This window comes from Prevotella ihumii (assembly GCF_900155655.1).
In the GTDB taxonomy this organism is placed as follows: domain Bacteria; phylum Bacteroidota; class Bacteroidia; order Bacteroidales; family Bacteroidaceae; genus Prevotella; species Prevotella ihumii.
Map to the genome: position 1 here is coordinate 210732 of NZ_LT706987.1, position 15837 is coordinate 226568.

At 43.3% G+C, this 15837-nt stretch carries 19 protein-coding genes; 18 read left to right on the forward strand and 1 reads right to left on the reverse strand.

Annotated elements, in window-relative coordinates; translation table 11 throughout:
- A partial coding sequence (locus tag CZ367_RS01030; RefSeq protein WP_077195340.1) for a transposase occupies window positions 1-1304 on the reverse strand: 1304 nt, incomplete at its 3' end.
- A gap of 534 nt (window positions 1305-1838) precedes the next feature.
- Here CZ367_RS01030 and CZ367_RS01035 point away from each other — a divergent pair.
- From CZ367_RS01035 to CZ367_RS01115, 18 genes are all read left to right on the forward strand, one after another.
- Window positions 1839-2885: an IS5 family transposase gene (locus tag CZ367_RS01035; protein ID WP_237581453.1), complete on the forward strand. Its 1047-nt coding sequence runs from the start codon at window positions 1839-1841 to the stop codon at window positions 2883-2885.
- 234 nt (window positions 2886-3119) lie between these two features.
- Window positions 3120-3830 (forward strand): NUDIX hydrolase, encoded by a 711-nt coding sequence (locus tag CZ367_RS01040; RefSeq protein WP_084793461.1) that lies wholly within the window; start codon window positions 3120-3122, stop codon window positions 3828-3830.
- A gap of 729 nt (window positions 3831-4559) precedes the next feature.
- The gene (locus CZ367_RS01045; RefSeq protein ID WP_077197322.1) at window positions 4560-4979 is read left to right on the forward strand and encodes an A1S_2505 family phage non-structural protein; all 420 of its coding nucleotides are present in this window, start codon (window positions 4560-4562) and stop codon (window positions 4977-4979) included.
- A 9-nt stretch (window positions 4980-4988) separates the two neighbouring features.
- Entirely contained in the window at window positions 4989-6362 is a 1374-nt protein-coding gene (locus CZ367_RS15680) for an NADAR domain-containing protein (protein WP_077195341.1), read from the forward strand.
- A 162-nt stretch (window positions 6363-6524) separates the two neighbouring features.
- Window positions 6525-8420, forward strand: coding sequence for a DUF262 domain-containing protein (locus tag CZ367_RS01055; RefSeq protein WP_077195342.1), 1896 nt, complete (start codon window positions 6525-6527; stop codon window positions 8418-8420).
- A gap of 219 nt (window positions 8421-8639) precedes the next feature.
- Window positions 8640-10070 (forward strand): transposase, encoded by a 1431-nt coding sequence (locus CZ367_RS01060; RefSeq protein WP_077195343.1) that lies wholly within the window; start codon window positions 8640-8642, stop codon window positions 10068-10070.
- A gap of 52 nt (window positions 10071-10122) precedes the next feature.
- On the forward strand, window positions 10123-10404 hold the full coding sequence (locus tag CZ367_RS01065; RefSeq protein ID WP_077195344.1) for a hypothetical protein: 282 nt from the start codon (window positions 10123-10125) through the stop codon (window positions 10402-10404).
- 42 nt (window positions 10405-10446) lie between these two features.
- Complete coding sequence (locus tag CZ367_RS01070) at window positions 10447-10764, forward strand: helix-turn-helix domain-containing protein (protein WP_077195345.1); 318 nt, start codon at window positions 10447-10449, stop codon at window positions 10762-10764.
- 3 nt (window positions 10765-10767) lie between these two features.
- Window positions 10768-12042 (forward strand): type II toxin-antitoxin system HipA family toxin, encoded by a 1275-nt coding sequence (locus CZ367_RS01075; RefSeq protein WP_077195346.1) that lies wholly within the window; start codon window positions 10768-10770, stop codon window positions 12040-12042.
- 456 nt (window positions 12043-12498) lie between these two features.
- Complete coding sequence (locus tag CZ367_RS01080; protein ID WP_237581455.1) at window positions 12499-13002, forward strand: hypothetical protein; 504 nt, start codon at window positions 12499-12501, stop codon at window positions 13000-13002.
- Between the two features lie 11 nt (window positions 13003-13013).
- A complete protein-coding gene (locus tag CZ367_RS16085; RefSeq protein ID WP_237581457.1) occupies window positions 13014-13154 on the forward strand; it encodes a ParA family protein in 141 nt (46 codons plus the stop codon).
- A 69-nt stretch (window positions 13155-13223) separates the two neighbouring features.
- Window positions 13224-13700: a P-loop NTPase family protein gene (locus tag CZ367_RS01085; RefSeq protein ID WP_237581459.1), complete on the forward strand. Its 477-nt coding sequence runs from the start codon at window positions 13224-13226 to the stop codon at window positions 13698-13700.
- Window positions 13693-14175, forward strand: coding sequence for a hypothetical protein (locus CZ367_RS01090; RefSeq protein ID WP_077195348.1), 483 nt, complete (start codon window positions 13693-13695; stop codon window positions 14173-14175). The genes CZ367_RS01085 and CZ367_RS01090 overlap by 8 nt, the downstream gene beginning before the upstream one ends.
- A gap of 71 nt (window positions 14176-14246) precedes the next feature.
- The gene (locus CZ367_RS01095) at window positions 14247-14432 is read left to right on the forward strand and encodes a hypothetical protein (RefSeq protein ID WP_077195351.1); all 186 of its coding nucleotides are present in this window, start codon (window positions 14247-14249) and stop codon (window positions 14430-14432) included.
- Window positions 14425-14679, forward strand: coding sequence for a hypothetical protein (locus tag CZ367_RS01100; RefSeq protein ID WP_077195350.1), 255 nt, complete (start codon window positions 14425-14427; stop codon window positions 14677-14679). Before CZ367_RS01095 ends, CZ367_RS01100 begins: the two co-directional genes overlap by 8 nt.
- Window positions 14680-14850: 171 nt before the next feature.
- Window positions 14851-15036, forward strand: a complete 186-nt coding sequence (locus CZ367_RS01105; protein WP_077195351.1) for a hypothetical protein — start codon at window positions 14851-14853, stop codon at window positions 15034-15036.
- An 87-nt stretch (window positions 15037-15123) separates the two neighbouring features.
- Window positions 15124-15333, forward strand: coding sequence for a hypothetical protein (locus CZ367_RS01110; RefSeq protein ID WP_077195352.1), 210 nt, complete (start codon window positions 15124-15126; stop codon window positions 15331-15333).
- Window positions 15326-15808, forward strand: a complete 483-nt coding sequence (locus tag CZ367_RS01115) for a hypothetical protein (RefSeq protein ID WP_077195348.1) — start codon at window positions 15326-15328, stop codon at window positions 15806-15808. The genes CZ367_RS01110 and CZ367_RS01115 overlap by 8 nt, the downstream gene beginning before the upstream one ends.
- Window positions 15809-15837 lie beyond the last annotated feature (29 nt).

The window sequence follows — 15837 nt, forward strand, 5'->3', positions numbered from 1 at the left end:
TCATTGCGTTCCCCGATGGCTTTGGCCATTCTGGATTTCATCTCATCTGAAGGAGGATCCTTCGGTGGTCGCCCTAACGGTTTGCAGTATGAATGGATTTCAAAATCCTCAAGTATATCTCGGTTTGACCTGTTCAGGTAAATCTTATCCGCAAGGATGGTGGCCGGAAGATAGCCGAAGCGTTCTTTGAAAAGTTGAATCTGTAGCAAGAAGTCCTTGCTCTCGTTGTAGGCATCCCAGCTGTGGTGGTCGATGAACGTATAGCCCTCGACTATGCTTGCACCTATCTTGGCCCCGAACTCAGTCCTTGCCTTGGCCTTTCCACGGACAATGGCACGGACGTGTGGCTGAAAGATGCTCAGTATGCGGTTTGCACAAGTATGAGTCTTTGACCTGTACATCTCCTCCTGCTGATGGTACATCGTGAGGATGGCAGTCAAGGTGCGTTTCTCATATAGGAATAGGCTCTCGTAGTACGTCTTGTTCTTTGCAAGCAAGTTCATTAAGATGCGGATGTCCTTGCGCAAGTAGTTGAGCATCAACCCGATAGTACCACGCACCATCTTGCCTTTCTTCTTGGCTTTCTTGACAAGCTGAAGGTATGCCTGACGTGCATGCTTGTAGTTCGTTCGTGGCTTGTGCAGCTCAAACATATCGCACACCTTTATAATATAATCGGTAACCTTGCGGCAACCATCATGTATTATATCAACGTCAACAGGATACCGCATTTCTGCATCGGCGCAGGTAGCATCAATCTTCAGCACTCCCTTGTGCTCGCGACCTTTTGAGTCGGTGAAGGAAGCGGCATTCGGATCCTCTGGTTCTATAGTCGGTGGTTCCTCATCATTCTTCTTCGCCTCTTCTTCCTCACGCTTGCGTTTCTCTACAAGAAGACGCTTCTGCTTGTCGAGAAGCTTGACTGTCATCTTGTTGAGTTCTTCCTCTGAGATTCGCTTGCGTATCGTGACGAATAGGCTCGGGTCGAATATAGGCTTGTCGGTGAATTCATGCAATCCACAAAAGTACTGCATATAGGGACTCTCTCTGATAATCTCGATGATCTCGACATCACTTAGGTTTAGTTTGTGCTTGATAATCATTGCGCCGAGAATCATGCGTGCCGGCTTGTTCCCTGCACCTTTCTTCTGATTGCCCAACCTTGAGTTGTATTCCTTCTCAAGTTCTGTCCATGGAAGAAGGTCACCGAGAGCCACCCAACGGTTTGTCTTGTCCAACTCATCAATGGATGAGCGGAGCAAACCGAGGTCAAGTTGCTTGTATTTAGGAGCGTAAAACTTCATCTTGCTATGGATTTAACTATGTAAAGGTACGATTTTCTTGTTAAACAAACAAAGAAATAAAGTTATATAAACTTAAATATCAGAGAGTTATAAATTATTCAGTAAACACTGATTAAGCATACGCTCCAGGCAATAGCCCGCTGCGCATGGATCAATATGCGCAGACTTTTCCTCTATGACATCGAAATGTCTCTCCAGATTGAGTAAAATGTTTCAAAGAGCGCTTTGGACTTGTAAAAGGCCCACATATTGGGCATATAATAGCTCGCAAGAGCTCATATACGACGCATTGATCATCCGAAATGGAAAATCTTACATCGTCCCAAATTAATCTGTCTACCTGGGATTAACTACCGATGAAGCAGAAATGTCTAACTTAAGTGCTACTTTTTGTAGCGGAATCAAAGTTACATATAAATAGTCTCCCCTTGAAAAGTATTTAACCATCTGGTTATCAATAAAATAATCGTTCTCAAACTTGCATATTTCTACAAAGTTTTGTATCTTTGTATAGTAAAATCTTGCAATTCAACGATGTATAAATCTCCATCCAAAGTCCGTCAGGCATCATTATTCTGGGATCTTGAGACAATGCTCTCTCCCAAGAATTCCCTGTACAAGTTAGCCAATCTGATCGATTGGGATCTGTTTGAGCAGTCTTTTGCCCCTCTTTACAGCAAGGACACTGGCCGTATGGCCAAGCCCATCCGTCTGATGGTCGGTCTGCTGATCTTGAAACACCTTCGTGACGTTTCAGACGAGAGCGTCGTGGAGCAGTTCTCGGAGAACGCCTACTTCCAGTATTTTTGCGGGATGGAGGCATTCCGCACCGACGCTCCCTGCGTTCCCACCGAGCTTGTCGAGTTCCGCCATCGCATCGGTGAATCTGGTATGGAGCTGATACTCAAGGAAAGCATCCGCATCAATCTTTTAATCGGTGATCACAGAAAAGAGGAGACGCAGGGGAAAGACGGCAAGGATGGACGTGGACGCAAGCCCGATGCGGAGCATACCGCATTCATCGACACGACGGTGCAGGAGAAGAACGTGACCTTCCCTACGGACTCGAAACTCCTGAACAAGGTGATAGCCTTTTGCCACAGCGTGGCGGAGAAGGAAAACCTCAAGGTCCGCCAGAGCTATGCCAAGGAGATAAAGGAACTGAAGCTCGTTCAGCGTTTCAGGGGTAGGAAGAACAGCAAGGCCAAAGTCAGGAAGGCCGACAAGCGGATGCGCACCATTGCGGGCAGGTTGCTCAGGGAGCTGCTTCGCCTGCTGCCCGATAGAAATGCCTACCAGGAGCGGATTGACATCTGCATGAGGCTTGTCAACGGCGAGCGGTTGGACGGCCATAAGATCTACTCGCTTCACGAGCCAGACGTGCTTTGTATCAGCAAGGGAAAAGAGGGCAAGAAGTACGAGTTCGGCAACAAGGTCTCCATCGTCAGACTATGGGACGGACTCATCATCGGTGCGCTGTCATTCCGCAATGAGTATGACGGCCATACGATAGACAAGGCAATGGAGCAGGTTAGGCGGCTGTATGACAGGAAAATAAAAACACTTGCCTGCNCTATATGAAAAAATGCGATGTCGCCTTTTTGAGGGTCGACTAAATAACGAACTCTATATTCGTATTATTGTGTTTTGAAGCATATATATCAACATATCACCTCATTTTCAAATGATTTAGTGCGTTTAGCTATGGTGAAATGTTAAATATTGGCCTTATGCGTCATTTTTACGCAATAAAATTTGGTTGTGTCATATTTACTCATTATCTTTGCAACATCAAATTGATAAAACTATATCGTCATGACAGAAAATATGTATAGTTACAAGTACCCCCATCCAGCGGTAACAACCGACTGTGTTATCCTCGGTTTCGATGGTAAGGGTCTGCACATTCTACTGATTGAACGTGGCATCGAACCTTACAAAGGTTCATGGGCGCTCCCTGGTGGATTCCTGAATATGGATGAGACGGTGGAAGAGTGCGCAAAACGTGAATTGATGGAAGAGACAGGCGTAAAGGATGTCTACCTGGAGCAGTTTCATGTGTTCAGCGATGTGAAACGTGATCCTCGTGAGCGTGTGCTGACAGTAGCTTTCTTTGCCCTCGTTCGCAAGAGTGATTATCAGTTGATAGCTGGCGATGACGCAGCTGGTGCCGAGTGGTTCGCTATCGATGAGCTTCCTCCCTTGGCTTTTGACCATCAAGAAATCATTAAACTTGCACGTGAACGCATTCGTGAGAAGTTGGCTGTAAAGCCTATCGCCTTCCGTCTGTTGGATGAGAAGTTCAAGATGAGTGAGTTGCAACGTCTTTACGAGATTATCAATGGCACGAGCTATGACCGTCGCAATTTCTCACGTAAGATGGTGGCCACAGGCTATCTGGCTGATGAAGGAGCTAATCCGGTGCCTGAACAGAACCGTGCCGCCACGCTCTATTCATTCAAGGAAGACGAATACAAGAAGGAGGCGAAATCGGCGGAGTGGCGAAAGTTCCCATTCGACTTCTAAACAAAAAAAGAAGCTGAGGGAGTCAAAACAGATTTAGTTACACTTAAAAAGAAAAGCATTATGGAGACAAAGGCAATGTCAGAGATTTACAATCTCATTATTCTCGACGAAAGCGGTAGCATGGACTGTGTGACACGCCAGACCATTGCAGGCTGCAATGAGACTATCAACACTATCAAGAGCGCAGAACGTAAATACGAGGGCTCGCAGAAGCACTTCGTTTCCATCTATGCTTTTCAGAGTGAAGGAAGCCGTCCCTCTCGTTACATCATCAAGAACGAGCCTGCCGAGAAGGTGAACCATATCACCGACAAGGACTATGAACCTTGGGGATGCACACCCCTAAATGATGCGGTGGGTGCTACCTTGGTAGATTTGAAGATGAAAGTGAAGAGCTCACCGAATGCCATTGGTAGCGTGACCATCATCACGGATGGTGCGGAGAACAGTTCGGAGCATTACAGCACGATGCAGGTGGCTCAGATGATTGAGCAGCTCAAAGAAATGGGCTGGAGCTTCAACTTCATCGGTGCCAACATCGATGTAAAGGAGACGGCTGCCATGTACAACATCGACAATGCCCTCGAATTTCAGCAGGATGAAGAAGGTACCCAGGCAATGTTTGAGCGTGAACGCAAGAGCCGTATGAGTTACTATAGCCGTGTAGAAGAGGTCAACATGTGCTGCTGTGCTGATATGGCCATACCATCTGAAGCAAGAGCAAAGATGATGAAGAAGGCTGCAAGCAACTACTTTAAACAAAGAGAAGGGCGTATTGCGCCTGCCAAAATCAGCAAGCTAAAAGCAAATGAAATCTTCGTGTTCGGCAGTAATCTCCAGGGAATGCACGGTGGTGGCGCAGCTCGTGCTGCTGTGGATCGCTTTGGTGCCATTATGGGACAGGGCGTAGGGCTACAAGGGCAGAGCTATGCCATCCCTACGATGCAAGGAGGCGTTGAAACCATCAAGCCTTATATAGATGAGTTCATTGAGTTTGCAAAGGAGAATCCTCGCTACAAGTTCCTCGTCACTCGCATTGGTTGTGGTATCGCAGGCTTCCGTGATGAAGAAATTGCACCTTTATTCCGTGAAGCACTTGAAGTGGAGAATATCTATCTGCCCAAGTCGTTTATTGAAATCCTCAAATAAACTCGCCAGATGAAGAAAGCAACATTATTGGGAGCCATCGCTGGTGATACCGTTGGATCTATCTACGAGTTCAACCCTACAAAGAACTACAACTTCCCGCTGATTGACGAGCGTATGGAGTATACTGACGACTCCATCATGACGATTGCTGTAGCCGACTGGCTTTTGCATCCAACAGACGCAGGTCATCCTACCAACCGCCTGATATTTTCTATGCGTAAATGGGGCAATAAGTATCGTTATCCGATGGGTGGATATGGCGGTACATTTACCACTTGGCTCTATCGCGAAGATATGGGACCTTACAACAGTTGGGGTAACGGCTCTGCTATGCGAGTAAGTGCCGTCGGTTTCGCCTTCGACACCATCGAGCAAACGCTTTATGCGGCAAAAGTGAGTGCAGAAGTGACCCACAATCATCCAGAAGGAATCAAAGGTGCTCAGGCAACTGCCGCAGCCATCTTCTTAGCTCGTACTGGTTCAAGCAAAGAGAAAATTCGTGAATACATCACTAAGACCTTTGGCTATGACTTGAGCAAAACCTGTGACGACATTCGTGAAGCGTATCGCTTTGAAGCCAGTTGTCAAGAGACAGTTCCTCAGTCACTCATCGCATTCTTTGACAGTAAGGATTACGAGGATGCTGTCCGTCTTACAGTTTCATTAGGTGGTGATGCCGATACTATGGGCGCTATCACAGGTGCTGTGGCTATCGCATACTATAAAGAGATGCCTGATGAGATTTATGACTTCACCATAAGCAAGCTGCCAGAAGATTTGAAGGCGATTGTGATGGAGTTTGAGAAGAAGTACACTCCTTGTGATACCACTATGGAAACCAACGTCACACTGACAACCATAGAAGGTTTGATCAACAGTCCTACTGACTTAGACTTTCTTTTCTTTTGGGGACACACAGAGAAACCCGGGAAAGTGACCAAGGCATGTTTCAGTCAATGGTACCCCTCTCGATTCAATATCGATGGCAGAGAGTATAATTGTATGGAGCAATATATGATGGCAGAAAAGGCTCGAATTATGGGTGATGAAGATACTCGGATGCAGATACTCGCAACTGAGAATCCCAAAGACATCAAGGCTTTAGGTCGTCTTGTCAAGAACTTCGATCCAAAGAAATGGAATGAGAATAAGGTTTCCGTAGTTACATATGGTAATTATCACAAATTCTGTCAGAATGAGGAGTTGAAGGCTTTTCTACGAAGTACGGAAAACAAAGTGCTTGTGGAAGCAAGTCCTTACGATACCATTTGGGGCATCGGCCTTAGTGCAGATGCACCAGAAGCAAAGCGCCCTGAATTATGGAAAGGTACAAACCTTCTCGGATTTGCCTTGATGAAGATTCGTGAGCAATTGAATAAATAATGAGTCTACTTCAATAAATTATTAACAAACTTGGGGAATACGTTTTGTCATGAATGGAAAAATGGGACGGCATTCTATGTGAATGAATCATAGTTAGACATTTTGATATTCGCTATTGACAATCAGATTTACCAAAACAAGAAATGAAAAGATAATCTCCCTATGATTACCTCAAACAATATATCTATAGCCGACATCCTCAAATCTATTGACGAGGGTCGCACACAACTTCCCGATTTTCAACGTGGTTGGGTGTGGGAAGACAACCGTATTAGAGCACTAATTGCATCGATTTCCAACGGTTACCCCATTGGAGCTGCAATGTTCTTACAGACAGGAGGATCGGAAGTAAACTTCAAGACTCGCCTTTTCGAGGGTGTTGACAAGTCTAAGGAAAATATCAATCCCGAGAAACTTGTTCTTGACGGACAGCAACGTACCACTTCGATTTACCGCTCAATGTACTCGAAGCAGCCGGTGGAAACCTGCGATAGCAAAAAGAAACCAATCAAGCGTTTCTACTATATAAATATTCCGAAAGCATTAAGTACTATCACAGACCGTATTGATGCTATTATTTCTGTACCTGAAAACAAAATCATCTACGAGAATATCGGTCGTGATGAAAAGCTGAATCTATCAACAAGAGAAAAAGAGTTTGAGCAGCATTATTTTCCTATCAATCTTGTTTTTGATAGTAGCGAAATGATGCAATGGCAAATGGAATATAACCAATACCATGGCTGTGACCCGGTAATTTTCCAACAATTCAAATCTTTCTTCAGCACTATCATAACTCCGATGTCGCAATATCAAATTCCCGTCATTGAATTGGGTAATGATGTTCCAAAGGAAGCTGTATGTCAAGTGTTCGAGAATGTAAACCAAGGAGGCGTTTCACTTACAGTGTTTGAACTTGTTACGGCAACTTTTGCCGCCAACAATTTCGAGCTTCGCAAAGACTGGGATAGCATCTGGGCACGCTTCAAGAACGAAAAGCAAATCAACTACAACCGCTATGTGTCATTCGATAGTAGTGCATTTCTCACAGCTGTAACCCTGCTCACTTCATATCTTCGTTCACTTGAAGACCCGACGAAGGCAGTAAGTTGTAAGAAGCGAGATGTTCTCAATCTCAAATATGAGCAGTACATCACTAATAGAGACCGCTTACTTGACGGCTTAACGAAAGCCATTCATTTCTTAAAGGAACAGCGTATCTTCACCGCAATAGATATGCCGTACACTTCGCAACTTGTGCCGTTGTCGGTTGCTTTTGCCGTTGACTCAAACGTATGGTTTGATAGTACTAACAGAAAAAAGCTTGAAAAATGGTTTTGGTGCGGTGTGTTCGGAGAACTTTATGGCGGTGCTAACGAAACTCGTTACGTTACCGATATACAAGGGTTGTTCGCATGGGTGAAAGATGATGATGCAATGCCCGACACCGTGGTACGTAGCAACTTCCACGCAAGCCGTCTGCAAAACCTTTATACGCGCAACTCAGCCGCCTATAAAGGTGTCATGGCTCTCGTGCTTAAGAACCACGCTCGCGACTTTATCTCCAATAAAGAAATGGACTTCGTCTCATTCGTGGGTGATGCGACAGATATTCATCATATCTTCCCAGCCAGTTATTGTATGAAAGAAGGTATCGACCGAGCACGTTGGAACTCTGTGATAAACAAGACCCCTATTTGTGCTCGTACCAATCGTATTATCGGAGGCTATGCACCATCCAAATACCTGTCAAGCATTATTCGCAACCACAGTGCGCACAAAGATGACTTGAAAGCCTCGCTTGCTTCACATCAGGTTGATGTTGATGCAATATTTGCAGATGACTTCGATACCTATTTTGAAAAGAGACGCAATGCTCTCCTTGATCTAATCGAGCAAGCCACTGGTAAACTAGTTAGCGGTCGTGATGAATTTACCAACATAACTCCTACACAAGCGGACATTGATGAAATGGAGGACGATGATAACCTCTATGACAGTGTCGAAGAAACGGACGGTTCCGAATACGATGTGGAAGATAGCCCTCACTACAATTGAATAAGGAATGCCGTTTTCTACACCCCATACAAAAAGCCCTAAATTGCCGATATTTCAGCCTAAAAACTTTATTTTGTCTAAGTTTGACAGATAAGAATGCGAATAATTATCTCTGATATCTTGATTTTACAAAGAAATTCGTCTAAAAGCTTGCGTATATTATAGAAATGATATATATTTGTATTGGGTTTTCAAAACACAATAACCCAATATAATAATATGGCAATACCTAAGGATATACTGGCAGTACAAAGACCAAGCAGCACGGTGGTGAAGCGCCGTGGAGCAAGGTTTGTAGTTATAAAGAGAACAAGCAAGAGGGTTGGCGGCAAGATAAAAACCGTTGACTTGGGAACCGTTGGCGAGATAGTCGACGGCCGATTTGTCGCACAGAAGAAGAGTAATACCGCTCCACGGAAGAGGTCCATCGATATCAAGGACTATGGAGAGATAGCAATATGTAACAAGCATAGAAGGGATCTTCTGGACGAACTATCCAAGGTGTGGGATTTAAACGATGCCAAGAGGATTTATACAATAGCATTGCTAAGGGCTGCATATGGTGATATAAAGAACCGAGACCTGATGCTACAGTATATGACTTCCTTCGCATCAGAGATAATCCCTGGGGTTCATCTGTCGGAGGATGCCGTATCAGCATTCCTTCAGGGGATAGGCCAGACGTACTCGTTGATATGCAAGTTTATGAGGAATCGTATAGAAGCTTTTGCTGGAAAGAACATCGTTATTGATGGAATGCTCAAGGATTATAACTCAAAAGAAGGATACATGTCGGAGTTCTCAAGAAAGGCAAGAACAAAGGGGTCGAAAGATTTAAGCCTACTATATGCCTACAACCCGGAAACAAAGGAGCCTATTGCGGCCAAACCATATCCAGGCAATATGCTTGACCAAACGTCCATAAACGACTTTGTGGCTGAGAACAAGATAGTTAACGGTTTGATGATCTTTGATAAAGGCTTCTACAACGAAGAGCTTTTTGAGAAGGTTGACAAGATTGAAGGCCTTTCTTATCTCATTCCTTTGAAGCAGAACTCTGCTTTCATCAAGAACTATGGGATGGATAATCCAACAGAGCATCTGGAAGGATATACAGACTCAACCATACTATATAAGAAGGTGCGAATGTCTAATGGCAAATACCTATACGCATTCAGAGATCCGAAGATGGCATACGAGCAGGAAATTGCCTATGTACAGCAGGCGCAGAAAAAGAAGGATGGCTTCGATGGAGAAAAATATACTGCGAAGAAATCTTCATTCGGTCTTATTGTCTTCAAGTCAAAGAAGAATCTGTCTCCTCTTACCGTATACTTGGCTTATTCACAAAGATGGATGATAGAAACGATGTTCAATCTCTACAAGAACATTATTGACCGCGATACCGTAAACGTGCATACTGACTACAGAGTATATGCCACAGAACTCATCAACTTCATTTCCGTCATCATAACTACGAGGGTGAAGAATGAGGTCGTAAAGAAAGAGCTCAATGAGAAATATTCATACAAGCAAATCTTCAGAATGCTCTCAAAATACAAGAAGGTGAGAACAGAGGAAGGTGGCCAGTGGGAAGATGTCATCAAGCTCAAGTATATCGAGAAACTTGCGGCAACTTTGGGTGTATAGGGTCTAAAAAACGGTATTCATTAATGAAAGTATAGATGGCGATGGCTTCTATATGACGGCAGATGGCGTCCCTTTGTTTTTCTATTTTCCTGATGATGGCTCAAATCTTGAACAAATCATCTTGAAAGGGATTGATGTGTATAGTGATTATCTTGATCCCAAAGACGTAGAATGGAATTTCAACATATATAATGATGTGGTTGGCTTTCAAGGAATTCTTGACCTTGCTTATGACGAGGTTAAGAAGAAATTAGTTGGCGGTATTGATGAATATCGGCGACGCAAAGAAGAACATCGAAAACCTTTAAAAGAAAATCCCAATAAAGTATTATAAACTGAACATATTTTTGTATCTTTGCACTATAAAAGATACATTATGACAAAGTTTACCAAAGCAAACTGGATGACCAGAGGACTGCAAGAAAAGTTGAATATAGTGGGTGAGCAGTTCCGTCTTGCCCGATTACGTCGAGACTTGACAATGGATCAAGTTGCCCAGCGTGCGCAATGCACAAGGGTTACCTTGTCCCGTTTAGAAAAGGGTGAGCCTACAGTGTCTCTCGGTGTGGTAATGCGAGTACTCAATGCCCTGCAACTCGAAGATGACATTCTTCATTTGGCTAAAGACGATGAGTTAGGACACATGATACAGGACTTGGGTATCAAGAATAAGAAACGAGCTTCAAAAAGATAACACATGGAAAATTTAGATGTTATAGCCAGTTTCGACTGGATGGATAAAGAAGAGAAAGTTGGCTCTCTTGGGCATGAATACCTAAGAGGTTCTGACGTGTTTTCTTTTGAGTTTGATAGGAACTGGCTTAAATCCTATCCCAAAATAGAGTTAGGTCGTGATCTTCGTCCCTATACAGGCGTACAATACAGTCAAGATAACCATATTTTCGGTTGCTTCTCTGATGCTCTTCCTGACAGATGGGGTCGACGGTTGATAGACCTTCGTGTCTCACTGGAGGCAGAGGGGAAAGCAATCCATACCTTATCTGATTGGGACTATCTCAAAGGTGTGGAAGATGAGATGCGTATGGGTGGCTTCCGCTTCCAAGACCCAGCAGACGGTACTTTTATCAGTTCTACCCCTGGTTACAGTGTTCCACCCACCATACACATTGACGAACTTCTGCAAGCAGCCAAGGAGATTGAGAAAAGCGAATACAAGCATTTGGAGCCTGAAAAGAAATGGGTGCAACGTCTCTTCCAACCTGGTTCCTCGATGGGTGGCGCACGTCCGAAGGCTTGTGTGCAAAGTGGCGGTCAGCTTTATCTTGCCAAATTCCCTTCCATCAATGACGACATCAACGTATCTCGATGGGAACACTTTGCACACCTAATGGCTAAGGAGTGTGGCATCACCGTAGCAGAAACGCAAGTTCTCAAAGCTGGCACTGGTCAGGATATACTTCTGTCTAAGCGGTTTGACAGAACAGAGGATAATAAGAGAATCCATATGGCTTCCTCGCTCACCGTTCTCGGCCTCACTGATGGCGATGGACAAAGAAACGGCAAAGGCTATTTGGATATTGTGGACTTTATCATTTCAGGCGGTGGCAACCATATAGAGGCTAACTTGGAAGAATTATACAGGCGAGTTGCCTTCAATATCTGCATTGGCAATACCGACGACCACTTTAGAAATCATGCCTTCTTGCTTGGAAAAGACGGCTGGGAGTTATCCCCTGCCTACGATATGAACCCAACAAACAGTACGTTTCAGGCTTTGCTTATTGATGCCAATACAAATGATAGCTCCCTCAACCACCTTTACAATGCTCATGAGCTTTATATGCTGGATGAGACAACTGCAAGAGGCATTATCTTGGACATAACAAGGAACATGAAGTATTGGGAGAATATGGCAGAGGATATAGGACTCCCCCAACGAGAGATCACATACTTCACGGATCGTTTTGAGCAAGGTTTGGAATTTCAATACGGATCAGGACTTCGTCGATAAGGTTAAAAAAGGAGGCATTCTATCTGCCTCCCCTTTTGCTTATACTGTATAAAAACATCATTTTTGCTTTTATGCAAGATAGCTTAACATAAAAGTAAAACAACAAATAAGCATAAAAACAAAACATATACTTTCCAAATAAGCATAAAGTTTGCCAAACAAGAAATTTAATTTTATGTAAAACAAAAAATGATGTCTTTTTTCTTGCAACATTGGCAGACTTTTTCTATCTTTGCAACATCATATTAATTGCTCTCCCCCTTTGTTCGGGTGTCAAGGCAGACTTGTACTGTTGTGAGCGAATTACATGTTATGGGGTCCCTCTCCAATGGACATTTATCCAAGTGACCTACCAAACTATGGAGATTGTTGTTTTAGCAGGTTTATCTTTAAAACCGCAACAATCAAATCCCTCTTGGGAGCATAGGTAGTAACGTGTATTTAAATATGATAAAAATGAAGAAACATTATTTTATGGTTGCAGCAATGACAGCGTTTCTGTCTTTGCCATTGTTTATTGCTTCATGCGGTTCTAATTCTGACGACGGCGTAGAAGCTATTAATGCAGAGAACTCCATCATAAGAATGGAAATTTCGATGCAAGGTGATTACGCCAAGTTTAATCCTTTCATTTCATTCAATGCCTGGGACTTAAAGGGGAAAGGAAAGGATATTCACACCTCGACAGGTAAAGATGTTAATATGTTTTGGGAGCAGCACTATGAAGATAACCCTTTCTCAACAGCATCTGCCCAAATCAAGGGCTCTTACTCGTCTTTCTCTGCCTCACTTATTCTTACCAACTCTGACAGACAGGAGGGTAAAGTAAGTGTCCGTGCCACGGTGTATAAAGATGAAAAAGTTATTCGTGACCAGACTTTGAACGTCGAAATACTGCCTTCTGACATATCAACCAGTATAGGCTATGTACCAGAAGAAGGTTTTACCAAAATCAATTAGGAGGGCTGACGATGGAACAACAAGAAAACAGAATCGTCCTTTTTGCAAACCAAAAAGGCGGAGTCGGTAAGACAACCTTATGCGGCTTATTCGCAAACTATCTCTCCGTTGAGAAAGAAGTGCCATTACTTGTTATTGATGCTGACCCATAGCAAACTTTCTCTGGCCGCCGAAAAGACGACTTGCGTAGACAACCCGAAGCGCCTTACAAGGTTCAGTCTATGACTATCAAGAATCCTGAAAGTACTCACGTTATTATGCAAAACTTGCGTACACTACCAGGAACTACCATTATTGACACTCCAGGTAGCTTGACCCAAGAAGGAATGTTGCAGCTATTGATTAATGCCGACTATATTATCTGTCCATATCACTACGATCTCAATACGATAGATTCTACTCGTGCTTTTCTACTTGCTATTTTTCGGTTACGCCAAAGCTATCCACAAATTAAAGCACAATTTATCTTCGTCTGCAACAAGTATGATGTGCGAGTTGGAAAAAATAGCGAGCTGAAAGCATGGAAGATTGTGGATGAGTATTTCCAGAAGTTCGGTATTCTTGCCCCTCGTATTGGTAGTTATGCTGATTTGGAACGTTACAATACCATCGGCAACAATGACAAGGTGGCAAAACACACCAAACGTTGCTTCGATTTCATTTACAAAACCATATATAACATAGATGACAATGACTAAGTATAAATCAGATATAGCCGACTCTGCATCGAATATGATGCAGCTGCCAGGAACGTTGGAAGGGATGCTCCAGGATATTCATGGACAAAAGGAAGTTTCTACCTCACAAGAAGAGAGTATTGAAATTGCAACACCAACAGCACCACCTCATACACCAGTAGCCCCGAAAAAGGCTAAAAGGCAGAAACAGCCTATTTTATCTCAGGCTACAGCTCCGACAATGGTAGATGGTGATGAGCTGTGGACAGCCTTCTGCTCCCAGTGTGCAGAAGAAGATAGCTTACCCAAGGTTGTGGGGAAAGATGGCAATATGACCCTTTGTAAAGTGAATAAGGACATTCTTGCAACATTCCGTAAATATGCAGTTGGTGGGTATTCCACTCAAACCATCATCAATGCTATTCTTCACAGTTTTGTACTGCATTACAAAAAAGAATTCAGCCAGTATAGGGTTACTGGTAAGCCCTTATTATAACATCGAAGATGCTTAACAAGTACTTTCATCATCTTGGCAAGAAGATAATTTTCAAATGTGTCAAATGGCTCATGATAGCAGTTATTGCTTGTATCACGTGGATTGGTTTCATTGGTGAGCAGGTCAAATCGACAGGGCTTCGCCTATACAAGCAGGGTCAGCTGCTCTATATTGAGACCGCAAAACCGCCTTTGCCTACCGCTAAGAAAGACAGTGTGCTTAATAAGTATATAGAAAAGAATAAACACTATGAGTAGAATTGCAACCATATGGAACGCTGACAAGATTAACTTCCTGGTCGAAAACTATGCCCATGCGAGCAATCGTAAATTAGCAGAAACTCTTGGAATTTCGATTCAATCTGTTAAAAACAAGGCTTATGAGTTAGGATTAAAGAAAGAGTGCGCCAAACGTAAGATATTCCCTTCTGTAGAAGATAATATTCTTCGAATGAGTGAAAATAACTCGTACCGTTCTGTTGCTGAAAAACTAAATATTTCGTAAGCATCCAATATTAGCCGCCTTTCACACCAACAAATAACCCTTATATGTCTGGCAGCATATAAGGGTTATTTGTTATTTGAAGTTTGAAGGTAGCATTTTCGTGAGTTCCTCCTCCGTCATATCTGGCAGGGACCTTGAAAGAACTTCCTTCATCCATTTGTATGGCTCTNCATGATAGCAGTTATTGCTTGTATCACGTGGATTGGTTTCATTGGTGAGCAGGTCAAATCGACAGGGCTTCGCCTATACAAGCAGGGTCAGCTGCTCTATATTGAGACCGCAAAACCGCCTTTGCCTACCGCTAAGAAAGACAGTGTGCTTAATAAGTATATAGAAAAGAATAAACACTATGAGTAGAATTGCAACCATATGGAACGCTGACAAGATTAACTTCCTGGTCGAAAACTATGCCCATGCGNCATCTTCGTCTGCAACAAGTATGATGTGCGAGTTGGAAAAAATAGCGAGCTGAAAGCATGGAAGATTGTGGATGAGTATTTCCAGAAGTTCGGTATTCTTGCCCCTCGTATTGGTAGTTATGCTGATTTGGAACGTTACAATACCATCGGCAACAATGACAAGGTGGCAAAACACACCAAACGTTGCTTCGATTTCATTTACAAAACCATATATAACATAGATGACAATGACTAAGTATAAATCAGATATAGCCGACTCTGCATCGAATATGATGCAGCTGCCAGGAACGTTGGAAGGGATGCTCCAGGATATTCATGGACAAAAGGAAGTTTCTACCTCACAAGAAGAGAGTATTGAAATTGCAACACCAACAGCACCACCTCATACACCAGTAGCCCCGAAAAAGGCTAAAAGGCAGAAACAGCCTATTTTATCTCAGGCTACAGCTCCGACAATGGTAGATGGTGATGAGCTGTGGACAGCCTTCTGCTCCCAGTGTGCAGAAGAAGATAGCTTACCCAAGGTTGTGGGGAAAGATGGCAATATGACCCTTTGTAAAGTGAATAAGGACATTCTTGCAACATTCCGTAAATATGCAGTTGGTGGGTATTCCACTCAAACCATCATCAATGCTATTCTTCACAGTTTTGTACTGCATTACAAAAAAGAATTCAGCCAGTATAGGGTTACTGGTAAGCCCTTATTATAACATCGAAGATGCTTAACAAGTACTTTCAT